General features: G+C 66.1%; 24 protein-coding genes, 1 tRNA gene and 1 other RNA gene. 7 read left to right on the top strand and 19 right to left on the bottom strand.

Annotated features, from left to right (window positions below):
* Positions 1-102: 102 nt before the first annotated feature.
* Positions 103-1,038, bottom strand: coding sequence for a LysR family transcriptional regulator (locus XM50_RS12970; RefSeq protein ID WP_046410090.1), 936 nt, complete (start codon positions 1,036-1,038; stop codon positions 103-105).
* A 268-nt stretch (positions 1,039-1,306) separates the two neighbouring features.
* Here XM50_RS12970 and mtgA point away from each other — a divergent pair, with 268 nt between their 5' ends.
* Positions 1,307-1,996, top strand: coding sequence for a monofunctional biosynthetic peptidoglycan transglycosylase (gene mtgA / locus XM50_RS12965; protein ID WP_046410088.1), 690 nt, complete (start codon positions 1,307-1,309; stop codon positions 1,994-1,996).
* Positions 1,997-2,005: 9 nt separating this feature from the next.
* On the opposite strand, the gene XM50_RS12960 is transcribed toward mtgA, so the two are convergent.
* The 7 genes from XM50_RS12960 to XM50_RS12935 form a co-directional block, all read right to left on the bottom strand.
* Positions 2,006-2,248 (bottom strand): hypothetical protein, encoded by a 243-nt coding sequence (locus tag XM50_RS12960; protein ID WP_046411634.1) that lies wholly within the window; start codon positions 2,246-2,248, stop codon positions 2,006-2,008.
* Between the two features lie 88 nt (positions 2,249-2,336).
* Positions 2,337-2,672: a YbaB/EbfC family nucleoid-associated protein gene (locus XM50_RS12955; protein WP_046410087.1), complete on the bottom strand. Its 336-nt coding sequence runs from the start codon at positions 2,670-2,672 to the stop codon at positions 2,337-2,339.
* Complete coding sequence (locus XM50_RS12950) at positions 2,669-4,339, bottom strand: DNA polymerase III subunit gamma/tau (RefSeq protein ID WP_046410086.1); 1,671 nt, start codon at positions 4,337-4,339, stop codon at positions 2,669-2,671. The genes XM50_RS12955 and XM50_RS12950 overlap by 4 nt, the downstream gene beginning before the upstream one ends.
* Positions 4,340-4,425: 86 nt before the next feature.
* Positions 4,426-4,523: signal recognition particle sRNA small type (gene ffs / locus XM50_RS19745), an RNA gene on the bottom strand.
* Between the two features lie 29 nt (positions 4,524-4,552).
* Positions 4,553-4,861 (bottom strand): 2Fe-2S iron-sulfur cluster-binding protein, encoded by a 309-nt coding sequence (locus XM50_RS12945; RefSeq protein ID WP_046410084.1) that lies wholly within the window; start codon positions 4,859-4,861, stop codon positions 4,553-4,555.
* Positions 4,858-5,943: a cysteine desulfurase family protein gene (locus XM50_RS12940; RefSeq protein ID WP_046410083.1), complete on the bottom strand. Its 1,086-nt coding sequence runs from the start codon at positions 5,941-5,943 to the stop codon at positions 4,858-4,860. Before XM50_RS12940 ends, XM50_RS12945 begins: the two co-directional genes overlap by 4 nt.
* Complete coding sequence (locus XM50_RS12935; protein ID WP_046410081.1) at positions 5,940-7,034, bottom strand: cysteine desulfurase family protein; 1,095 nt, start codon at positions 7,032-7,034, stop codon at positions 5,940-5,942. The genes XM50_RS12940 and XM50_RS12935 overlap by 4 nt, the downstream gene beginning before the upstream one ends.
* Before the next feature lie 73 nt (positions 7,035-7,107).
* Here XM50_RS12935 and XM50_RS12930 point away from each other — a divergent pair, with 73 nt between their 5' ends.
* The gene (locus XM50_RS12930; protein ID WP_046410080.1) at positions 7,108-7,764 is read left to right on the top strand and encodes an alpha/beta hydrolase; all 657 of its coding nucleotides are present in this window, start codon (positions 7,108-7,110) and stop codon (positions 7,762-7,764) included.
* A gap of 57 nt (positions 7,765-7,821) precedes the next feature.
* Here the strand turns inward: XM50_RS12930 and XM50_RS20140 are convergent, their stop codons facing one another.
* Together XM50_RS20140 and XM50_RS12920 are read right to left on the bottom strand one after the other, a co-directional pair.
* On the bottom strand, positions 7,822-7,989 hold the full coding sequence (locus XM50_RS20140; RefSeq protein WP_046410078.1) for a hypothetical protein: 168 nt from the start codon (positions 7,987-7,989) through the stop codon (positions 7,822-7,824).
* A gap of 88 nt (positions 7,990-8,077) precedes the next feature.
* Complete coding sequence (locus tag XM50_RS12920) at positions 8,078-9,043, bottom strand: threonine ammonia-lyase (RefSeq protein ID WP_046410077.1); 966 nt, start codon at positions 9,041-9,043, stop codon at positions 8,078-8,080.
* Positions 9,044-9,209: 166 nt separating this feature from the next.
* On the opposite strand from XM50_RS12920, the gene XM50_RS12915 reads away from it, so the two are divergent.
* Entirely contained in the window at positions 9,210-10,442 is a 1,233-nt protein-coding gene (locus XM50_RS12915; protein WP_046410076.1) for a type III PLP-dependent enzyme, read from the top strand.
* A gap of 108 nt (positions 10,443-10,550) precedes the next feature.
* Positions 10,551-11,630: a 1,9-bis(guanidino)-5-aza-nonane synthase gene (locus XM50_RS12910; protein ID WP_046410075.1), complete on the top strand. Its 1,080-nt coding sequence runs from the start codon at positions 10,551-10,553 to the stop codon at positions 11,628-11,630.
* Positions 11,631-11,805: 175 nt separating this feature from the next.
* Here the strand turns inward: XM50_RS12910 and XM50_RS12905 are convergent, their stop codons facing one another.
* The 7 genes from XM50_RS12905 to XM50_RS12875 all read right to left on the bottom strand — a co-directional run bounded on the left by XM50_RS12905 (position 11,806) and on the right by XM50_RS12875 (position 18,321).
* Entirely contained in the window at positions 11,806-12,381 is a 576-nt protein-coding gene (locus XM50_RS12905) for a GNAT family N-acetyltransferase (RefSeq protein WP_046410074.1), read from the bottom strand.
* A 164-nt stretch (positions 12,382-12,545) separates the two neighbouring features.
* A complete protein-coding gene (gene clpX / locus XM50_RS12900; RefSeq protein ID WP_046410073.1) occupies positions 12,546-13,814 on the bottom strand; it encodes an ATP-dependent Clp protease ATP-binding subunit ClpX in 1,269 nt (422 codons plus the stop codon).
* Positions 13,815-13,894: 80 nt separating this feature from the next.
* Entirely contained in the window at positions 13,895-14,584 is a 690-nt protein-coding gene (clpP, locus tag XM50_RS12895) for an ATP-dependent Clp endopeptidase proteolytic subunit ClpP (RefSeq protein ID WP_046410072.1), read from the bottom strand.
* Between the two features lie 71 nt (positions 14,585-14,655).
* Positions 14,656-15,444 carry a MipA/OmpV family protein gene (locus tag XM50_RS12890; RefSeq protein ID WP_046410071.1) on the bottom strand — a complete coding sequence of 263 codons (789 nt, stop codon included), beginning with the start codon at positions 15,442-15,444 and terminating at the stop codon, positions 14,656-14,658.
* Positions 15,445-15,453: 9 nt separating this feature from the next.
* A complete protein-coding gene (locus XM50_RS12885; protein WP_432431013.1) occupies positions 15,454-16,410 on the bottom strand; it encodes a glycosyltransferase family 2 protein in 957 nt (318 codons plus the stop codon).
* Between the two features lie 111 nt (positions 16,411-16,521).
* Positions 16,522-18,174, bottom strand: coding sequence for a trigger factor (gene tig, locus XM50_RS12880; protein WP_046410068.1), 1,653 nt, complete (start codon positions 18,172-18,174; stop codon positions 16,522-16,524).
* Positions 18,175-18,236: 62 nt separating this feature from the next.
* Positions 18,237-18,321: transfer RNA gene (locus tag XM50_RS12875), tRNA-Leu, on the bottom strand.
* A 111-nt stretch (positions 18,322-18,432) separates the two neighbouring features.
* On the opposite strand from XM50_RS12875, the gene XM50_RS20550 reads away from it, so the two are divergent.
* Together XM50_RS20550 and XM50_RS12870 are read left to right on the top strand one after the other, a co-directional pair.
* Positions 18,433-18,591: a hypothetical protein gene (locus XM50_RS20550; protein ID WP_164518833.1), complete on the top strand. Its 159-nt coding sequence runs from the start codon at positions 18,433-18,435 to the stop codon at positions 18,589-18,591.
* A gap of 1 nt (position 18,592) precedes the next feature.
* Positions 18,593-18,835, top strand: a complete 243-nt coding sequence (locus XM50_RS12870) for a hypothetical protein (RefSeq protein WP_046410067.1) — start codon at positions 18,593-18,595, stop codon at positions 18,833-18,835.
* A gap of 45 nt (positions 18,836-18,880) precedes the next feature.
* On the opposite strand, the gene XM50_RS12865 is transcribed toward XM50_RS12870, so the two are convergent.
* A complete protein-coding gene (locus XM50_RS12865) occupies positions 18,881-19,333 on the bottom strand; it encodes a DUF983 domain-containing protein (protein WP_046411633.1) in 453 nt (150 codons plus the stop codon).
* A gap of 108 nt (positions 19,334-19,441) precedes the next feature.
* A complete protein-coding gene (locus tag XM50_RS12860) occupies positions 19,442-20,098 on the bottom strand; it encodes a response regulator (protein ID WP_331386568.1) in 657 nt (218 codons plus the stop codon).
* A 100-nt stretch (positions 20,099-20,198) separates the two neighbouring features.
* Here XM50_RS12860 and XM50_RS12855 point away from each other — a divergent pair.
* The coding region (locus XM50_RS12855; protein ID WP_331386574.1) for a pseudouridine synthase at positions 20,199-21,138 on the top strand (940 nt) is incomplete at its 3' end.

The following is a 21,138-nucleotide window of genomic DNA, read 5'->3' as shown; positions in this document are numbered from 1 at the left end:
TTTGGTGTTCCACGATCGTCCAGCGCCGTCTTCGGCCGTCATGGGGACTGGATCGATCTCCTGCACCGCAGTTCACACAGCAGGCCGTTGTTCGACAAGCTTTCAGTGTTGGCGGGCACCCATAGCATTTCGGCAATCATCCCGCTCGGCGCTCGGCCCCTGCGCCTCGATCATCCCCGCCATGAGGTCGGTGAAGCTGCGCGCGACCCGCGACAGCGGATGCGCGGAGAGATGCTGGACCGACAGGCCAAAGGTCACGGCCGGTTCGACGGGGCGGAAATGCAGGTCGTCACCGACAAAGGCCTGAGCGGTGAACTGGTCGACGATCGCAACCCCCGATCCACTCCGCGCCAGCGCCGCCGCGATATAGACGGACTTCACCTGGATCGCGGGTGTGCTCTTCAGCGTGCCGGCCATGACAGGTGCAATCAGGTCGCCGATCGACACGCTCGGCGCGAGCCCGATCAGTTCCTGGCTGCGCAGAAGATCGATCGGTATCGCACTTAAATCACGGTCAAACATGCCCTCGACGAACAGCGCGCCGACGCACCCCTGCCCGAGCGAGAAGGCAGCGATCTCGGGGTCACCTACCGCATGGTGACCAATCACGAAGTCGCACTCGCGCGACATCAGCGCCGCGCGGAATTCGTCATGGTGGATCGCCGACACCTCAAAGGTCACACGCGGCCACTTCTGCCGAAAGACCGAGATCGCGCGCGGCAGCTTCGCCAGCGCCAGCGAGGGAAGCACACCGATCCGGATATGCCCCTCCGACGGCGAGCGCAGGTTGCGCGCCGCCCGCTGGAAGGTGTCGATCCGGCTGTGCAGATCGTCCACCTCGCGAAACAGGATATGCGCTTCCTCGGTCGGGGTCAGCCGGCCGCGCACCAGGGTGAACAACCGGAAGCCGAGCCGGCTTTCGGCATGCTTCACGATCTTGCTGACCGATGGCTGGGATACATTCAGCAGACGCGACGCACCGCTGATCGATCCCACGGAATAGACGGCGTGAAACACCTCGATGTGGCGCAGGTTCATGACGCTCCCCGGTTGATCTTGCTCTCGTCCCTGCTGCGGCGTTTTATGGTTATGAAGGAACGTTATCAGATCGAGCAGCGTTTTCGCCAGACCTCTGGCGACCTGGAACATAACTTTTTGTTCTAACCTGCTTATGCCTTTTGCATGTGTCCGACCACAATCGGCACGTCCCATGGCATCAATGAAACAGCGGCACCCCGCGACCCGGGCAATCGCCGCAGCTTCCGCCCCGTTGCGCCCGGCGGCGTTTGGCGCTTAGCGTCACGGCATGGCTACACGCGTGCTACGATGGTTGCTGAAGGCGGCGTTCTGGTTCGTCGCCCTGTCGGTGTTGCTGGTCGTCGCGCTCCGCTTCGTGCCGCCGCCGTTCACCTTCACGATGCTCGGCGATCTCCTGGCCGGCCGCTCCGTCACCAAGCAATGGATGCCGCTCGATCGGATCGATCCCGACATGGCGCGGGCCGCGATCGCCGGGGAGGACGCCAAATTCTGCAGCCATCACGGCTTCGACCTGGAGGCGATTGCCGGCGCCGCCTATCGCAACGCGCAAGGAGGCCGGATTCGCGGGGGCTCCACAATCAGCCAGCAGACGGCGAAGAACGTCTTCCTCTTCCAGGGCGGCGGCTACATCCGCAAGGCGTTCGAGGCATGGTTCACCCTCCTGATCGAGGCGGTCTGGGGCAAGCGGCGGATCATGGAGGTCTATCTCAACGTCGCGGAAACCGGCATCGGCACCTATGGCGCCGAGGCGGGCGCGCAGCGCTATTTCAATCACTCGGCGAGCAAGCTGACGCCGACCGAGGCGGCCCGCATCGCCGCGGTACTGCCCTTGCCGAAGAAGCGCGAGGCTGTCGCGCCCAGCGGCTTTGTCCGCCGCCACGGCAATACGATCGCTCGCTACGTCGGCGTGGTCCGCCGGCAGGGGCTGGACGCCTGTATCCGGCCGCCCAACCCCTGATCGACGAAATTACTTGGTAGCGCCCTCGATCGCGGCACCAGCCTTGTCGGCCGTGTCGCCGACGCTCTTGGCGGCCGAGCTGATCGCCCGGGTTTCCATATTGTCGTTCTTCGACTGATTGAACAGGAAGAAGGCGGCAACCACGACCGCCAGCAGCACGGCAAGCCCGATCAGCATGCCGCCACCGCCCCCACGCCGCTCGATGATCGTCGTATTCGGCGTGGAGGTCTCGGTCACACGTTCGTCGGTCATGTGTTTCTCCATCATTACTGATGAAGCGCAACGTTGACCGATCAATTGTTGTTCCAGCGCTGCAATGAAGCGCGCCGCGGCTACATCATCAGAACGGCAGCTTGAAGCCCGGCGGCAGCGGCAGGCCGCTCGTCATCTTCGCCATTTCCTGTGACGACACGGCATCTGCCTTGGTGCGCGCATCGTTGAACGCTGCGGCGACCAGATCTTCCAGCATCTGCTTCTCGCTCGGCACGATCAGCGAATCGTCGATCGATACTGACAGGATGCGACCCTTGGCACTCGCCTTGATCTTCACCAGGCCGCCCCCGGAAACACCCTCGACCTCGATCTTGTCGAGCGTGTTCTGCGCCTCGTCCATCTGCTTCTGGACATTCTCTGCCGCGCTCTGCGCTGCGGCGAGAAGCTCGTTGATATCCTTCACGCGCTGTTCCTCTTGTTAGGCCAATCGATAAGTTCGGCGTCCGGAAACGCCTCCATTGCCGCCTGCACGATGGGCGAGGCGAGCACCGCCTGGCGTTCCGCCTCCGCGACGGCGTCCTGCGCCTCCTTCAGCGTTGGCTCACCCGGCGCATCAAGCAGGCTGAGCTTCCACGCGACACCTGTGATTGTCCGCAGCGCCGCCGCCGTTTCCGACAATGTATCGGCGGCGATCGGCCGAGTGCCGCTCAGCACAATCTCCGGCGGCTGGTAGCTGACGATCCGCGCCCCATGTGCCAGCCGCACGGCCAGCAGATGATGGCCATGCACCTCCATCTGCTCGACAAGGGCGGCAAAGGTCTCGGGCATCGCGGGCGCGGCCGGTTCCTCTACCACCGCGACCGGCGCCGGCGCGGGTGCGGGTGCGGCCGCGCTGGCAGACTGCGGCGAGGTGGCGGCAGGGCCCTCCCCCTTGGTGATCGCGCGGGCAAGCTCGCCCGGGTCGGGCAAGGACCGGGCATGGATCACCCGCAGCAGCGTCATTTCCGCCGCCTCGATCGGCAACGCGGCGCGCGCCACCTCGTCATGCCCCTTCAGCAGCAATTGCCAAAGGCGGTGGAGCAGCGGGAAGGATAACGCCTCCGCCCATTCGCGATAGGCCGCGCGCTCCTCGGCGGGCTGTGCCGGGTCCTCGGCCGTCCCGACCTTGGTCAGCGTGATGCCGTGCACCGCCTCCAGCAGGGCACGCAGCACGCCGGTGGGATCGACGCCGTAATCATATTGCCGCCGCAGCGCGGCCAGCGCCCCCGGCGCATCGCCGGCGAGCAGCAGCGCCAACAGGTCGCGCACCGCGCCGCGGTCGGACAGCCCCAGCATCTCGCGCACCGCGGCGGCGGATACGCCGCTGCCCTCGGTATCGGCATGGGCGATCGCCTGGTCCAGGATCGACAGGCCGTCGCGCGCCGATCCCTCCGCCGCCCGCGCGATCAGCGCCAGCGCCTCGGGCTCGGCCGACACGCCTTCCTGCGTGCTCACCGCGGCGAAATGCTCAGCCAGCTTCTCCGCCGGGATGCGGCGCAGGTCGAACCTTTGGCATCGCGACAGGACAGTGACCGGCACCTTGTTCACCTCGGTCGTGGCGAACAGGAATTTCACATGCCCCGGCGGCTCCTCCAGCGTCTTGAGCAACCCGTTGAAGGCCGCCTTGGACAGCATGTGGACTTCGTCGATGATGTAGATCTTGTAGCGCGCCGACACCGCGGCATAGCGCGACGCCTCGATGATCTCGCGGATGTCGTCGATGCCGGTATGGCTCGCCGCGTCCATCTCGATCACGTCGATATGCCGGCCTTCCGCGATCGCGCGGCACGGCTCGCACACGCCGCAGGGATCGATCGTTGGCCCGCCGGTGCCATCGGGGCCGATGCAGTTCAGCGCCTTGGCGATCAGCCGCGCGGTCGACGTCTTGCCGACACCACGCACCCCGGTGAGCAGAAAGGCATGGGCGATGCGGTCACGCCGGATCGCGTTCTCCAGCGTCCGCACCATCGCTTCCTGGCCGATCAGCGCCTGAAACGTCTGCGGGCGATATTTACGCGCCAGCACGCGATACGCTTCCCCACCACGCGTTGGCTGCGCGGGTTCGTCCAGGCCGAGAAGAGAGTCGCTCATCGGCGCCTATCTAGTCTCGCCGGCCGCGCTTGTCGAAGGGGCTGTTTGCCAATTGGCGAGGGGGAGCGCTGCGTCGCGCTGCGCACTGCGGTGGGAGCCGGAACGACCCGCAGCGAAATCGTTGTGGCTGCTTCCGTCAGGATCTGACCAGGTTGGCGACGACTACGTCCGCCCGACTCCCGGGGCGCCATATGGCCGAGCAATGCGCGGTGTTCAAGTGCGCGCGATACGCGCCGTCAGGCCGTCCATCGCATCGTCCAGCACGATCTGGCACGACAGCCGGCTGGTGCGCGTCGCACCGGGCGCCAGATCGAGCATATCCTCCTCTTCCTCGCTCGCTGGCGGCAAGCGGTCGAAGTCGGCCGCGTCGATGATGACATGGCAGGTCGCGCACGCCATCTGCCCCTCGCACGTCCCCTCCAGCGGCATGCCGATCCGCTGACCCACGTCGAGCAGCCGCTCCCCGGCCGCCGCATCGGTGTCGATCGCCCGGCCATCCTCGTCGATGAAACGGATCTTCATGCCATTATCAGCTGCGCGTCGGCAGCCGCGACGATCGCATCCAGCCCGGCGCGAAGGTCCGCCTCGGTGGTGTAGCGGCCAAAGCCCAGCCGGATGGACGACCGCGCATCGGCATCGAGCAGCCCGATCGCCTTCAGCACATGGCTGGTCCGCCCCGAACCGCTGGCGCACGCCGATCCGGCCGAAAAGGCGACGTCACGGCAATCGCTCATCAACCGCGCCACATCCAGGCCACGGCGACGGACGTTGAGATTGCCGCAATAGCGGTGCTCCGCCGATCCGTTGATCGTCCAGCCGCTCAGCCGCTCGGTGGCGAGTGCCCACAGCCGTTCGACATGCGTGGCATCCGCCTCGTACCGCTCGCCCATCAGCCGCGCTGCCACGCCAAATCCGACGCACAGCGCCGGGCTCAGCGTGCCGGAGCGGCCACCCTCCTGGTCGCCGCCATGCAGCAGCGGCTCGATCGACACGCCGTCGCGCACCCACAGGGCGCCGATCCCCTTTGGCCCGTGGATCTTGTGCGCGGAAATCGCCACCAGGTCGCATTCCTCGGGGATGGCGATGCGGCCATATCCCTGCACCGCGTCGCACAGCACCAACGTGCCATGCCGCTTAGCTGCGCGTACCAGTTCCGGCAGCGGCTGGATCACGCCGATCTCATTGTTGACCAGCATCGCCGCCAGCACGCCCGCGCCCTGCCCGAGCACGCGATGCGCCACCCACAGGTCGATGCGCCCATCGGGGCGCACCGGCAAAACCGTCAGCTCGCGCCCGCGCGCCTGTTCGGCGCGGGCCGTGTCCAGCACCGCGGCATGTTCGCTGGCGATGGTGATCAGCGAACCCGACGTTCCCTTCAGCGCCCAGTTCAGCGCCTCTGTCGCCCCGCTGGTGAAGATCACGCGCCCGCCCGGCGGCAGCAATTGCGCCACCTGTTCGCGCGCCACCTCGACCGCCGCTCGCGCCGCGCGACCCATCCGGCTCGGCGAATGGGGATTGGCGAAATGATCGCGCAGCCACGGCACCATCGCCTCGAACGCTTCGGGGGCGAGCGGCGTCGTCGCCTGATAATCGAGGTAGATCACGCCGCCAGCACCCGCGCGCCGCGCGCCATGTCACGCCAGGCCGAAATGAACCGCTGGACGGCCGATCTGTCCGTGGTGCGGCCAAAGCTTACCCGAATGACCTCGCGGCAGGCCTCTTCCGACCATCCCATGGCGCGCAGCACATGGCTCGGCTTCAGGCTGCCGCTCGCGCACGCGCTGCCGGCCGACACCGAAATGCCTGCCATGTCGAGACGGATCAGCTGCGCGTTGGCGCTCATGCCGGCCAGCCGGTAACTGCCGATCGCCGGGTGACGGGGCGCGTTTTCCGCCACCACTTCACCGCCCGAACGCATGATGGCGTCGTCAAGAATAGCTCGCAACTCCCTGTGATCTGGCTCATTCTCGCCGAGCGCTGCGGCATAGCCCAGCACCCCGGGCACATTCTCCGTTCCCGCGCGATAGCCCCGTTCCTGCCCGCCGGTGGGCTGGAGCGTCGCCAGATCGCGAACCAGAAGCGCCCCCACCCCCGGCGGCCCGCCCCGCTTGTGCGCGGACACTGCGATGAAATCCGCATGGGCCGCCAGCGCATCCGACGCCGGCATCTGCGCCGCATCGACCAGCAACAGCCCGCCAGCGGCGTGAACGATCTCCGCAATCTCGGGGATCGGCTGGATCACGCCCGTCTCGCTATTGCACCACTGGATGCAGATGATCGGCCGCCCCCCCGCGCCGTCGCTGCTCCAGCAGGCGTGCTCCCGCAGCGCCGCCACATCGACAAGCCCGTGCGCCGTCACCGGCAGCACATGGGCCTGCTCGCCCGCCGCGCGCATCACTGCGTCATGCTCCACCGCGGAAATGATGCGCGGCCCGGCAACCGCCCGGCCGAGCGCGATGGCCAGCGATTCACTCGCCCCGCTCGTCAACAGCACCTCATGCTGCCAGCCATAGGCGGTGCCTATCGAACGCCGCGCTTCCTCAAGCGCGGCACGCGCCGCGCGTCCCTCGGCATGGGGCGACGACGGGTTGGCCCATAGCGCCACGCCCCGCGCCATCGCCTCACGCGCGGCAGGGGTGATAGCGGTGGTTGCAGCATGGTCCAGATAGAGGCGCTCGGGCAAAACTCGTTCCATATTCCGATGCATCCCCTATATAGTGCGGCGTTCATGGCGCCACACCCGGCGCCCTCCACAGACAAGAGTAACGATGCCTGAAGTGATCTTTCCTGGCCCCGAGGGCCGCCTCGAGGGACGTTTTGCACCCGCCCCGAAGCCGCGCGCACCGGTGGCGATGATTCTGCATCCGCACCCTACCGCCGGCGGCACGATGAACAACCACATCGTTCAGGCGCTCTACAAGACCTTTCAGCGTCGCGGTTTCGCTACCCTGCGCTTCAACTTCCGCGGCGTCGGCAAGAGCCAGGGCACGTTCGACAATGGCGTCGGCGAGCTTTCCGACGCTGCCAGCGCGCTGGATTGGGTGCAGAGCTTCCACCCCGAGGCGCAGACGACCTGGATCGCGGGCTTCAGCTTCGGTGCCTGGATCGGCATGCAGCTGCTGATGCGCCGTCCGGAAATCCGCGGCTTCATCTCGATCGCCCCGCCGGCCAATCTCTACGACTTCACCTTCCTCGCCCCGTGCCCCTCGTCGGGCATCATCATCCAGGGCGCCGAGGATGAAGTGGCGACCCCGCCGGCCACGCAGAAGCTGGTCGACAAGCTGCGCACCCAGAAGCACATCACCATCCATCACGATGTGATCCCGGGCGCCAACCATTTCTTCGAGCATGAGATGGACGACCTGATGAAGTCGGTCGATGGCTATCTCGACATGCGGCTCGATCCCAACTGCCCGATCAAGTAATCGGTGTGGCAGCGAGCGGCACGGCGCCGCTCGCTGCACCCATCGCGCAATGACGCGTCATAGCGTCCAGATCGCGACGTTGCCGAACAGCACCAGCGCCATGATGATCAGCAGCCAGCCGCGCTTCGGATCGCGGCGGGACCGAATCATCCAGCCTCCGCCCAGAACACAGGCGAAAGCCGCGAGCATCGCGATCGCGGGGGCTGCATTGGCAATGGCGTCCATGATGTCCTTCTGACTGTGATGTAATTGCCGGCGCGCGCGCTGGCCGTGTCTGCATATTGATCAGGCGCCGCCTACAGCGTGTCGCGCGTTAGCCGCCGGCGAGCACCCGCGCATAAGCGGCCGTATCCACATTACCCCCTGACAGGATCACCAATGTGCCCGGCTCGGCCGCGACCTTCCCGGCAAGCAGGGCAGCCAGGGCAACCGCGCCGCCCGGCTCCACCACCAGCCGCAGCTTCTCCGCTGCCCAGCGCTGTGCGGCCGCAACCTCTTCCTCGCTCACCGCCACGCCCTGCGCATCGCGACGCGCCAACACGTCAAAGGTCAGCGACGCCACCTGTTTGGTCATCAACGCATCGCACGCCGTCGCCGGCGGCGAATCCTCGACTGGCAGTATCCAGCTCGCCTCCAGGCTGCGGCGCATGTCGTCCCACCCCTCGGGCTCCGCCACGGTAATGGCCGCCTCGGGAAGCGCCAGCGCCAGGCCGGCGGCCAGGCCACCGCCACCGCATGGCACCAGGACGCGCGTGGGTGCGCCCAGCCCGGCCGCCTCCATCTGGGCCGCGGCCTCGATCCCGGCGCTGCCCTGCCCCTCGATGATCCACGGATCATCGAAGCTGGGGACGAGCGTGGCGCCGCGCGCCTCGGCCAGCGATGCGGCTATCTGCTCACGCGACTCGGTGTGGCGGTCATAGCGGACAACCTCGGCACCCAGCGCCAGCGTGCCCTCGACCTTCGCGCGTGGCGCGTCAGACGGCATGACGACGCTAGCCGGCATACCCAGGCGCCGCGCCGCCCAGGCGATTCCCTGCGCATGGTTGCCGCTCGAAAATGCCACCACGCCGCGCGCCCGCGCCGCATGGTCCATCGCGGTCAGCCTGTGCCACGCGCCGCGGATCTTGAACGCACCGATCGGCTGCAGCGATTCTGCCTTGAACGCGACCGGGATCCCCTTGATCTCGCTCACGAATAAGGGGGTCGAGGGCAGGATCGCAGCGATCTTCGCCGCAGCGTCGCGGACGCCTGCACGGGTGGGCTGTCGCAAAATGGTCACGGGCCACCCTTTGCCGGGAAACACTACCCCGGAAAAGGTCTTTACATATGGGGTCTCTAAACCTAACTCGCGCCTCCGCTGCCCCATGGGACTTCCACCGCAAGGCAGTGATTTCGTCAACTGAAGACCGGGGGGCCCGCCTCCCTGGCATTGGAGGTCCCTTGAATTGCACCAGGATCATCGCGCGCTGGGGCTAGCGCCCCTCTCGACCGTTGCCTGCAACTCCGTTTCGGGCGCCATCGACATCGCACAGGGCAAGCCGGTCGAGCCGGTCACGCTCGTGCGTCCGCACGCCGCGGCACGCGCCGCCCGGTTCTTCGTAGAGAAGTTCCCGGGTCGCTCGATGTATGCCGTGAAGGCGAATCCGTCGCCCGAGCTCATCCAGATCCTCTGGGAGAACGGCATCACGCATTTCGACGTCGCCTCGATCGGCGAAGTGCGCATGGTTGCCCGCACGGTGCCGGAGGCCACCTTGTGCTTCATGCACCCGGTGAAGGCCGAGGAGGCCATTGCCGAGGCGTACTTCAAGCACGGTGTCCGCACGTTCAGCCTCGATTCGCTCGAAGAGCTCGACAAGATCATGCGCGCGACGCGCAATGCGGCCGACCTGACGCTCTGCGTCCGGCTACGCGTGTCGTCCGAGCATTCGAAGCTCAGCCTCGCGTCGAAGTTCGGCGTGGCGCCGCAGGATGCCAAGCCGCTGCTGTTCGCCGCGCGCCAGGCGGCCGACGCGCTCGGCATCTGCTTCCACGTCGGCAGCCAGGCGATGACGCCGGAGGCTTATTCGGATGCGATGGAGCGGGTGCGCGGCGCAATCGTCGATGCGGCGGTGACGGTCGACGTGATCGACGTTGGTGGTGGGTTCCCGTCGTCCTACCCGGGCATGGAGCCGCCGCCGCTCGAGCTCTATTTCGAGACGATCCACCGCGCGTTTGAGAGCCTGCCGATCAGCTATTCGGCGGAGCTGTGGGCGGAGCCGGGTCGTGCCTTGTGCGCCGAGTACAGCAGCGTCGTCGTGCGCGTCGAAAAGCGCCGCGGCAGCGAGCTGTACATCAACGACGGCGCCTATGGCGCGCTGTTCGATGCCGCACACATCGACTGGCGCTTCCCGGTGACGCTGCTGCGCGAGCCGCAGTCCACCGTGCGCGATCATCCCTTCTCCTTCTACGGCCCGACCTGCGACGATCTCGATCACATGGCCGGTCCGTTCCTGCTGCCGGCGGATGTCGAAGCAGGCGATTACATCGAGATCGGGATGCTCGGCGCCTATGGCTCGGCGATGCGCACGGCCTTCAACGGCTTCGGATCGGACGAGACGGTGATCGTCGAGGACGAGCCGATGGTGTCGCTCTACGCCGAGGTGGAACGCGAAGCTGCGTCCAACGTCGTAAAGCTGTAACCGACCGATTACATTGAGATAGACGGCGGCGCTCGCAGGGGCGCCGTCGTTCTTACGGGTTAACGCGTCCCCTTCCGAACGACGTGTGCCATCATGCGAGAAGCACCCATGACTGACACCCTCACGAAGACCGCGGCGGCAAACGCGCCGATCAACGACACCCGCAAGGCGGAACTGCTGTCGAAGCAGGTGAAGCATATCGACATCAAGTCGTTCGACGCGCGCCCGATCGTCGACGCGATGAGCGACATGAGCTTCACTAGCCGCGATCTGGGCCGCGCGACGAAGATCTACAACGAGATGCTGGCGGACAAGGACTGCACCGTCTGCCTGGTGATCGCGGGATCGACCAGCGCAGGCGGCTGCATGGACCTTTATGCCGATCTGGTGCGCAACAACATGGTCGACGTGATCGTCGCCACCGGCGCCACCATCGTCGACATGGATTTCTTCGAAGGTCTTGGCCACAAGCACTATCAGGCGCTTGAAATCCCTGATGATGATACGCTGCGCTCGCTCTACATCGACCGCATCTACGACACGTATATCGACGAGGAGCAGCTGCAGGACTGCGACTTCACGATCAACAAGATCGCGAACGAGCTGGAGCCCAAGGCCTATTCCTCGCGCGCCTTCATCCGCGAGATGGGCAAGTATCTCGTCGAGCACGGCAAGAAGGAGAACAGCCTCGTCAAGCTCGCCTATGAGCATGACGTGCCGATCTTCTGCCCGGCGTTTGTCGACTCGTCGGCCGGCTTCGGCCTCGTCAAGCACCAGGTCGACCGCGCCAAGGAAGGCAAGCCGTACATGATGATCGACGCGGTCGCGGACTTCCGTGAGCTGACCGAGATCAAGATCAAGGCGGGCACCACGGGCCTGCTCATGATCGGCGGCGGCGTCCCGAAGAACTTCATCCAGGACACCGTCGTCTGCGCCGAGATCCTCGGCCACGAGGATGTCGAGGTGCACAAGTACGCCGTGCAGATCACCGTCGCCGACGTGCGCGACGGCGCCTGCTCCTCCTCGACGCTGCAGGAAGCAGCTTCGTGGGGCAAGGTGAACACCGGCATCGAGCAGATGGTGTTCGCGGAAGCCGGCTCGGTGATGCCGCTGCTGGCGTCCGACGCCTATCACCGCGGTCACTGGAAGGATCGCGCAAAGCGCGCCTGGGCGAAGCTGTTCGCCTGATCGGCTTGACGTGACGAAGGGCCCGCGCCCCGCCCTGCCTCATCAGAGGCAGCGGCGTGGTGCGGGCCTTTTGCTTGTTAACCCTTCCAGACGTCGCATCGGCGCATTGTCCAGGCCGGCGTGACGCTGACAAGTCGCGCACCGGGCCTGCTCGCCGGCTGCGCGGGCATGCACCTCAATCTGGCTGGCGAAGCATCGACCAGAAGCGTGGCCCGCCCCCCGGCACGTGCCAGTCATCGACAATATCGAAGCCGAGGGCGCGATAGAAACCGAGGTTCCGCTCGGTCGCCGTCTCGAGATAGGCGGGCAGGCGCCCGGCCGCGCGGGACAGCCCCGTCCGCACCACGGCAGCGCCCAGACCCTTGCCCTGCGCAGCGGGATCACAGCCGGCAATGTGAAGGTACCAGAAGTCACCCGCCGGCATGTGCGCCTCGACCGCGTGCGAAACCTTCAGGGCGCGTGGAATGTTCGCCCCCAGCGCACGCCATAGCGGCCACGCCTGCCGCAGCATGGCGACCGCGCCGGTCGTGGCCTTGCCCGGGCCGCGCCACAGCGTCGCGGCCTCGCCCCCTGCCGTGACGACCCGCACCCCCGCCGCATCCGCATCGAACAGGATCGCGAACAATCGCGGCAGCCGACGCGCGCGCTCCGCCGGATCGGGAAAGATCCAGCTCATCGCCGGATCATCCGCGAACGCGCGCGCCAGCATCGCGGCAACCCGCGCCCGGTCAGCCCGGCCCGCATTGCGCATGCCGGTCACCCTCGATCTTCCAACAGAACCGCAAAAGCGGGGGTCCAGATCATTGCCATCCCCTCCCCTCCTTTTCACCACTCCGATCGACGCGCAGCCACCGACAACGAAAAAGGGCGCCGATCGCTCGGCGCCCTTCGTCATTCAGCGGTGCGTCACGAGGCTTACGCCGCGTCGCTGCCGGCCTTCTTCTTTTCGGCATAGACGCGGATCGGTTCCTTGCGGCCGTCGACCACATCCTTGTCGATCATCACCTCGTCCACCGATTCCATGCCCGGCAGGTCGAACATCGTGTCGAGCAGGATGCCCTCCAGGATCGATCGCAGGCCGCGCGCGCCGGTCTTTCGCTCGATCGCCTTCTTTGCGACCGTGACGAGTGCGTCGTCGGTGAAGCCCAGCTTCACTTCCTCCATCTCGAACAGCTTCTGATACTGCTTGACCAGCGCGTTCTTCGGCTCGCTCAGGATCTTCACGAGCGCCGTCACGTCCAGGTCCTCGAGCGTCGCGATCACAGGCAGACGGCCGACGAACTCGGGGATCAGGCCGAACTTCAGCAGATCCTCCGGCTCGGTCTGGCGCAGCACTTCACCCGTGCGCTTTTCCTCCGGCGCCGCGACATAGGCGCCAAAGCCGATCGACTTGCCCTGCAGGCGGTCGCCGATGATCTTCTCGAGGCCCGAGAAGGCACCGCCACAGATGAACAGGATGTTCGTCGTGTCCACCTGCAGGAACTCCTGCTGCGGATGCTTACGCCCGCCCTGCGGCGGCACGGAGGCAGTGGTGCCCTCCATCAGCTTCAGCAGCGCCTGCTGCACGCCCTCGCCCGACACGTCGCGCGTGATCGACGGGTTCTCGGCCTTGCGGCTGATCTTGTCGATCTCGTCGATATAGACGATGCCGCGCTGCGCCCGCTCGACGTTGTAGTCGGATGCCTGAAGCAGCTTGAGGATGATGTTCTCGACATCCTCACCGACATAGCCCGCCTCGGTCAGCGTCGTCGCATCGGCCATGGTGAACGGCACGTCGAGGATGCGCGCCAGCGTCTGCGCCAGCAGCGTCTTGCCGCAGCCGGTGGGGCCGACGAGCAGGATGTTCGACTTGGCAAGTTCGACATCCGCACCCTTGGCGCCGTGGTTCAGCCGCTTGTAGTGGTTGTGCACCGCTACCGACAGCACGCGCTTGGCCTGCTTCTGCCCGATCACATAATCGTCGAGGACGTCGCAGATTTCCTGCGGGGTCGGCACGCCGCCGTCCTTCTTGGACACAAGCGCCGACTTAGTTTCCTCGCGGATGATGTCGTTGCACAGCTCCACGCACTCGTCGCAGATGAATACGGTCGGTCCTGCGATGAGCTTGCGAACCTCGTGCTGCGACTTGCCGCAGAAGGAGCAATAGAGCGTGCTCTTCGAGTCACCGCCGCTGAGCTTGGTCATTCAATCACATCCTTTGCCGGCCGGGCATGGTAACCCGGCCAGTCATGATCCGGCAATGCCGGAAAGAGGGCCAACGCCGATCAGGCGGCGGCAGCCGTATCTTCGGCCGGGGCAGGCCGCTTGTCGAACACCTCGTCGATCAGGCCGAATTCCTTGGCCTCATCCGAGCTCATGAACTTGTCACGGTCCATCGCGCGCTCGATCACCTCGATCGGCTGGCCGGTGTACTTGGCGTACAACTCGTTCATCCGGTGCCGGATGCGCAGGATTTCGCGCGCCTGGATCTCGATGTCGCTGGCCATGCCCTGCGCACCGCCCGACGGCTGGTGGATCATGATGCGCGCATTGGTCAGCGCGACCCGCATCCCCGGCTCGCCCGCCGACAGCAGGAAACTGCCCATCGACGCGGCCTGACCGATGCACACCGTGCCGACGCGCGGCCGGATGTACTGCATCGTGTCGTGGATCGCCATGCCCGCCGTGACGACGCCGCCCGGCGAGTTGATGTACATGAAGATGTCCTTCTTCGGATTCTCCGACTCAAGGAACAGCAGCTGCGCCGTGATCAGGCTTGCCATGCCATCTTCAACGCCGCCGGTAACGAACACGATGCGCTCGCGCAGCAGGCGGCTGAAGATATCAAAGGACCGCTCGCCACGGTTCGACTGTTCGATGACGATCGGCACGAGACCTGCCTGCGTCTGCTGCATGCCGACGCCGGCGCGCGCAAGGGCGCCTGCAAAGTCGCCGGTCTCGAACGGGTTGTGCATGGAAGGCTCTCTCTTGTTCTTTCAGGATGACCTATGTCGCGCGCGGCAGCGGCGACTTCAAGACCTGCCGCTCAGTCCTGGCGGCCGCGAAACGTATAGGTCAGGGACAGGCCACCGGACCATTGATTGCGTGAGCCGTAGCGCCGCACGATTGGCGACCGGCTCGCATCGTCGACGAGCCGCTCGTATTTGCCATAAACGTAGATGCCCCATTGCGGCGTCAACTGCTTGAGGAAACCGGCGTTCCCGCCCACTGCCTGGATCCCGCCCCCGGGGCGGAACGCCGTCAACCCGGACGTGGCGACGGATTCCACCGGGACGCCGAAATAGGCACGCTGGTACTTGCCGTTGGAATAGGTGACCCGCGGCCCGATCGCGAACAGCCAGTCGTCGCGGTCGCGCGCGACATAATCGACGCTGGCGACACCGATCAGCCCCTTGTGCCCACCAATCCCTTGGCGCAGCTCGAGGCGGGCGCGCAGCGGCTCGGCGATGGTATATTGCGCGAACAGGCCCGGCTCCACGGTAAAGCCCACGCCACGCACGCCCGGCACGTCGCGCGTCCGGCGGGACCCCTCGAAACTCAGCGTCGGGCCGACGGAAAACCTTTCAGTATCGAAGACGGAGATGCTGGCGCTCTCGTCCGCCGCCTCGAAGATGAACGGCGTGTCTCCACGCGCCCGGCTGATATCCAGGAACGGCCGCAGCACCACGCCCTTGTAGCCGGGATATCGGGGGACAAGCTGGGGCCCCGCCGCGATCCTGGTCCGCCGTGGCTCGTCCTGCGCGGCAACGCCTGTCGCCCCTGTCGTGCCAAGGACGAAAAGGGCCGCTGAACGGCCGAGGAGCGACATCGCCATGCAGTGAGACTAGATCAGTCTGTCGGCCCTGACCAGCGTTCCCGGCGCAGGATACGCAAGATACGCCAATCGCCGTACCTCGCGGCGGCCACGGACCACCGTATCCAGGATCAGCCCGGCAAATCCGGCGAGCGCCGCCAGGATCGTCAGTCCGGTCACGAGGATCGCCGTCGGGAAGCGCGGCACCAGCCCGGTCTGTGCATAGGTAACCGCCAGCGGGACGGCCAGGATGATCGCGAGCAGCAACAGTGCGGCCCCGACGTAGCCGAAGAACCACAAGGGGCGCTCGATCCGATACAGGGTCGCGATCGTGCCCAGGATGCGCCAGCCATCGCGATAGGTGCTCAGCTTCGACACCGAGCCTTCCGGGCGCGCAAAATAAGGCGTTTCCACCTCGCCGACGGGCATCTTCAGCTCCAGCGCGTGCACCGAAATCTCGGTCTCGATCTCGAACCCGACCGACAGCACCGGGAAGCTCTTGACGAAGCGGCGCGAGAACACCCGATATCCGCTAAGGATATCGGTGAAGCTGCGCCCGAACAGGCGAGTCAGCATCCCGGTCAGCATCGCATTGCCGAACCGATGTCCGCGTCGATACGCCTCGGTCGCTTCACCGATGCGGCTGCCGACCACCATGTCGAGCTGCTCGTCGAGCATCCGCTCGATCAGCAACGGCGCGGAGGCCGCATCATAGGTCGCGTCGCCATCCGCCATCACGTAGATGTCGGCATCGACGTCGGCGAACATGCGGCGCACCACGGCGCCCTTCCCCTGCACGCGCTCGGTCCGCACGATCGCGCCCGCCGCCCGCGCGACCGCCGCGGTTCGGTCGTGCGAGTTGTTGTCATAGACGTAGATCGCCGCGCCCGGCAGCGCAGCGCGAAAGCCAGCGATCGTCTGCGCAATCGCTGCTTCCTCATTGTAGCAAGGAAGCAGGACGGCAATCCTCAGCTCCGTCTCGCGCACCATAGCTCCATTCACGCCGCCCAGATCTCCGATCGCGATGTTCTGTAACAAAAAAGAGCGTCCCCCTGAAAAATCAGGGAGACGCCCTTCACTATCCGAAACGAATTAAGATCAGCCTTCGGTCTTGGGCGCCTTCTTGGCAGCGGCCTTCTTCGGCTTGGCCGGTGCTTCCGCTTCGCTCTCGGCATCAGCGGCAGCCGCCTTCTTCTTCGGCGCTGCCTTCTTGGCCGGCGCTGCGGCCTCGTCGGTCGCCTCGTCCTCGGCCGGTGCTGCCGCGGCCTTCTTCTTCGGCGCCGCCTTCTTGGCCGGCTTCACCTCGTCGCCCTCGTCACCCTCGGCAGCGGCCTCGTCAGCCTTCTTCTTGGCCGCGGCCTTCTTCTGCTTGGGCTTGTGGTTGTCGTGATCGTGGTGATGCGTGCCGGTCGCGAAACCGTCCTCGCTCTCGATCGCGGCTTCCAGTTCCTCGCGCGTGGTCTCGCGCTCGGTCACCTCAGCCTTGTCGAACAGGAAGTCGACGACCTTGTCCTCGTACAGCGGCGCACGCAGCTGGGCAGCAGCCATCGGCTCCTGCTGAATGTACTGGATGAAGCGCTGCTGGTCCTCGCCGCGATACTGCTGCGCAGCCTGCGCGATCAGGCGGTTCATTTCCTGCTGCGTGACTTCGACGCCGTTGGCCTGGCCGATCTCGCTCAGCAGCAGGCCGAGACGGACGCGGCGCTCGGCGATCTTGCGATAATCGTCGCGCTCCTTCTCCATCTCTTCCATGGCCGCCTTCGGATCCGGCTCATGGGTCGCCTCATGCTCGAGCTGCGCCCAGATCTGCTGGAACTCGGCCTCGACCATCGACGGCGGCACTTCGAAATCGTGGCCGGCGGCGAGCTGGTCGAGCAGCTTGCGCTTCATGTGGGTGCGGGTCAGGTTGCCCAGCTCGCTCTCGATCTGGCCGCGGACCAGGCCGCGCAGCTGCTCCAGGCTCTCGAGGCCCAGGTTCTTGGCGAGGTCCTCGTCGACGGTCGCTTCGCCAGCGACCTTCACCGACTTCACGGTCAGGTCGAAGGTGGCGTCCTGTCCGGCCAGTTCCTTTGCCTGGTAATCCTCCGGGAAGGTCACCTTGATCTGGCGCTCCTCGCCGGCCTTCACGCCGACGGTCGCATCCTCGAAGCCCGGGATCAGGCGGCCCGAGCCGAGCTCGATCGCCATGTCGGTGCCGGTGCCACCTTCGAAGGCGACGCCGTCCATGGTCTTGCCGACGAAATCGACGGTGACGAGGTCACCCATCTTCGCGGCATAGCCTTCCTCGGCGTCTTCCCACTTCTTGGTCTGGTCGGCGAACTTCTGCAGCTGCTCGTCGATCACGGCGTCGTCGGCCGGAACGGTCAGCTTCTCGAGCTTCAGCCCCTCGATCGCCGGCGCCGGCACCTGTGGCAGCACTTCCAACTCGACGGTCAGCTCGGCGTCCTTGCCTGGCTCATAGCCGTCGGCCAGCTGGACGGAGGGCTGGATCGCCGGACGCAGCTGCTTCTCAGCCAGCAGCGTCTGGATGCCTTCCTGGATCGACGTGTTGAGCGCGTCCTGCAGCAGCGCCGGGCCATGCATCTTGCGCACGATGTTCGCCGGAACCTTGCCGGGGCGGAAACCGGGCATGCGGACCTGCGGTGCGACTCGTGCCAGCTCCGCATCAACGCGCGCCTCGATGTCCTTGGCCGCGATGGTCAGCGTGTAGGCGCGCTTCAGGCCCTCGTTCAACGTCTCGACAGTCTGCATCTTCGTGCCTTCAACTGAAATTTCGTGGATGGTGCCTGTCCGCGGGCACGCCGCGGATAAACTGGTGCGGGCGAAGGGACTCGAACCCCCACATCTTGCGATACTGGAACCTAAATCCAGCGCGTCTACCAGTTCCGCCACGCCCGCATTTAGGCACCGCCGGTCGCGGGCCTCTATACCGGGTGGAGCCGATCGGCAAGCGGCGCGAGCAACCACGCAGCGCGATCGCGCGTTGAAAGCGTGAAGAGGACCCAGAACATGGCCACCACGCCCCCGCCCGAAACACCCGTTCAGCCCACCCAGCCGGCTCAGCCCGCGGCCCCGCCGCCGGAAGTGACGCCGCCCGCGCCCGACATCGATCTGCCGGCACCGGGCGCCCCTGCGAACGATCCTGCCCCCGCCAACCCGAGTATCTGACGTGACCGACAATCGCAGCAACGACCCGCTGATCGACAGCCTGCCCGAAGATGAACCGGAAGCCGCGCCGGACAGCCCGCCTGCCGCGCAGGACGATCTTGCCCGCACCGACATCGAGGGGCAAACCGCGATCCGCAACGAAGCGGTCGATGAAGGCGCCATTGCGGAGCCGCACGACGCTCCCGCCCGCTTCAGCGAAACCGACAGCCCCGATGACAGCCGGCACGATCCCCGCGTGAACTAGCGCGGGCAGCCGGCGCGCGGACAGCCGCTTGGACCAGAGCCGCAGCTACTGGTCGAAGTCGCTCTTGCTGGCGTCCGTGCCATGAAGCTGCGCCCACAGCTTCTGCGTCCCCGCTTCCTGCGCGCGATTCACATATTGAGAGGCGACCAGCCATCCCTTGATCGGCCGCAGCGGCAGCACCGTGCCCAGCGCCATGATCGGAACCGACGTGAACAGATGGACCCAGCCGGGTGGATCGAAGGCGACCTGCAACCACACGATGAATGCCGTCAGCGGCAGGGCCACGATGCACAGAGAGAAGAACGCCGGCCCGTCATCAGGCGCAGCAAAGCGGTAATCGAGGCCACAGTTCTCGCATCGATCCGTGATCTTTAGCCATGACTGGAACATGTGACCTTTGCCGCAACGCGGACAAAGACCTTTCCACCCGCTCTTCAGGATCCAGCGGAATTTGTCTCCGTCGGACTGGGCTTCGCTTTCGATAGCTTGCTTCTCCATCATGCTCAGCAGGTAGGGATGCCGCCATCAAGCCGGGATTGGACATAATGTCCACCTCGCCCGCACCTTTCCTGAACCTCGCTGAAGAAACCGGCGCTGGCCCCGGCGTCATTCACGGCCGGGCACGCTGCTTTGCTGAATCGTCGCATCTGGCGTCTGGCTGACCCTCGGCGCTTCGTTGCCGCGATCTGCCGAGAACAGCCGCAGGGCATCCGGCAGCCGCCGCGGGACCTTGCCCGCCCGGCTCGCCTCGATCGCCTTGATCGATTGGAGAAGATCGCGCTGTTCGAACGGTTTGTAGAGGCAGCCGACACCGACCAGCTCCGCCTCCGGCGGGCAGTCGCCGGTGACGAACAGCGAGGGAATGCCGCATTCGCCCGCGGCTCGCGCAACATCAATGCCGCTGCCGTCCGCCAACCGAACGTCGACCAGCACGAGATGGATGTCGTGTCCGGCCTGCAGTGTGGCCACCGCATCGGAAACACGATCCACGGTGGCGACGATCTCGAAATCCTGCTCGCTCAACAGATGCTCGGTGTCGAAGGCGACAAGTGGCTCGTCCTCGACGAGGAGGAGACGGATGATCGACCGTTTGCGCTTCCTGAAGATCATACGACCGATCCGCGCCTGTCCCTCTTTCCCATGGCAGGAATAACGCGCCGGGTGACGGCTGGTCGCAAATATTTTCGCGCTGCGACATGAACCGCGGTAATAGCGCTCCATGCCGACAGAAAAGCGTGACGGGCCGTTGACCGGACCCGGCAAGAGCCATGACCAGAAATCGACGACCCGAGCGCCGGAGCCCGCCCGCATCGCCAAGCTGCTGGCGCGCGCCGGCGTCGCGTCGCGTCGTGAGATCGAACGGATGATCGCGGAGGGCCGCGTCGCGCTGGACGGTGTCACGCTCGACACGCCGGCGACCCTGCTTGCCTCGCTCGACGGGGTGACGGTGGATGGCAACCCTGTTGCCGCGCCGGAGGCGGCCCGCCTATTCCTGTTCCACAAGCCGGCAGGGCTTCTCACGACCGAGCGCGATCCCGCCGGGCGCCCGACGATCTACGATCGCTTGCCGAAGGGGCTGCCGCGCCTGATGCCGGTCGGCCGTCTGGATCTCAACACCGAAGGGCTGCTGCTGATGACCACCGATGGTGGGCTGAAGCGGCTCCTGGAACTTCCCGCCACCGGCGTCGAGCGCGCCTATCGCGCCCGCGCTTATGGTCAGATCAGCCAGCCGCAACTGGAGGAGCTGATCCACGGCATCGAGATCGAGGGCGTCCGTTACGGCCCGATCGACGCCAATATCGAACGCCGCACCGGCGCGAACCTCTGGATCGAACTGGTGCTGAAGGAAGGCAAGAATCGCGAGGTCCGGCGTGTGCTGGAGCATCTGGGACTGCAGGTCAGCCGCCTGATCCGCACCCGCTACGGCCCGTTCGTCCTCGGTGATCTTGCCCCCGGCCAGATCGGCGAGGTTCGCCGTCACGACGTCGAGAGCTTCAGCGCGGAGCCGACGCGCCGCGAACTGCCGCAACCCGCGCGCCGCCGCGCGGTCGAGCCGGTGTTGCCCCCGGCTGACGCCATCCCCGCGCCGGAGCGGCCCGCCGACAAGAAACCAGCGCAGCGGACGCGGCCCGGCGCTGCGAAGAAGGAACCACGCCGCCGCGCCGACGGCTCTGTCGCCAGTCGCGCCGGCACGGCGCGCAACGAGCGCGCACGCACCTTCCGCGCCGAACAGGCTCCTGCGGAACGGCCGGCGCGTGGCGCGAGCGCGGATACCGACCGCGCTGCCGGTCGCTCGGCCGATC

The sequence above is a fragment of the Sphingomonas sp. Ag1 genome, assembly GCF_000980895.1.
In the GTDB taxonomy this organism is placed as follows: Bacteria; Pseudomonadota; Alphaproteobacteria; order Sphingomonadales; family Sphingomonadaceae; genus Sphingomonas; species Sphingomonas panaciterrae.
Note: the sequence above shows the minus strand (reverse complement) of the source record. Positions and strands in the feature narration are given on the sequence as shown.

Coding starts and splice junctions, on each gene's coding strand:
- tig (WP_046410068.1), bottom strand. CDS start 18,174: ATGCAGACTGTCGAGACGTTGAACGAGGGCCTGAAGCGCGCCTACACG.
- XM50_RS12890 (WP_046410071.1), bottom strand. CDS start 15,444: ATGGCGATGTCGCTCCTCGGCCGTTCAGCGGCCCTTTTCGTCCTTGGC.
- XM50_RS12865 (WP_046411633.1), bottom strand. CDS start 19,333: ATGGAGAAGCAAGCTATCGAAAGCGAAGCCCAGTCCGACGGAGACAAA.
- clpX (WP_046410073.1), bottom strand. CDS start 13,814: ATGACCAAGCTCAGCGGCGGTGACTCGAAGAGCACGCTCTATTGCTCC.
- XM50_RS12910 (WP_046410075.1), top strand. CDS start 10,551: ATGACTGACACCCTCACGAAGACCGCGGCGGCAAACGCGCCGATCAAC.
- XM50_RS12970 (WP_046410090.1), bottom strand. CDS start 1,038: ATGAACCTGCGCCACATCGAGGTGTTTCACGCCGTCTATTCCGTGGGA.
- XM50_RS20140 (WP_046410078.1), bottom strand. CDS start 7,989: ATGGACGCCATTGCCAATGCAGCCCCCGCGATCGCGATGCTCGCGGCT.
- XM50_RS12960 (WP_046411634.1), bottom strand. CDS start 2,248: ATGACCGACGAACGTGTGACCGAGACCTCCACGCCGAATACGACGATC.
- XM50_RS12905 (WP_046410074.1), bottom strand. CDS start 12,381: ATGCGCAATGCGGGCCGGGCTGACCGGGCGCGGGTTGCCGCGATGCTG.
- clpP (WP_046410072.1), bottom strand. CDS start 14,584: ATGCACAACCCGTTCGAGACCGGCGACTTTGCAGGCGCCCTTGCGCGC.
- XM50_RS12930 (WP_046410080.1), top strand. CDS start 7,108: ATGCCTGAAGTGATCTTTCCTGGCCCCGAGGGCCGCCTCGAGGGACGT.
- mtgA (WP_046410088.1), top strand. CDS start 1,307: ATGGCTACACGCGTGCTACGATGGTTGCTGAAGGCGGCGTTCTGGTTC.
- XM50_RS12945 (WP_046410084.1), bottom strand. CDS start 4,861: ATGAAGATCCGTTTCATCGACGAGGATGGCCGGGCGATCGACACCGAT.
- XM50_RS12935 (WP_046410081.1), bottom strand. CDS start 7,034: ATGGAACGAGTTTTGCCCGAGCGCCTCTATCTGGACCATGCTGCAACC.
- XM50_RS20550 (WP_164518833.1), top strand. CDS start 18,433: ATGGCCACCACGCCCCCGCCCGAAACACCCGTTCAGCCCACCCAGCCG.
- XM50_RS12950 (WP_046410086.1), bottom strand. CDS start 4,339: ATGAGCGACTCTCTTCTCGGCCTGGACGAACCCGCGCAGCCAACGCGT.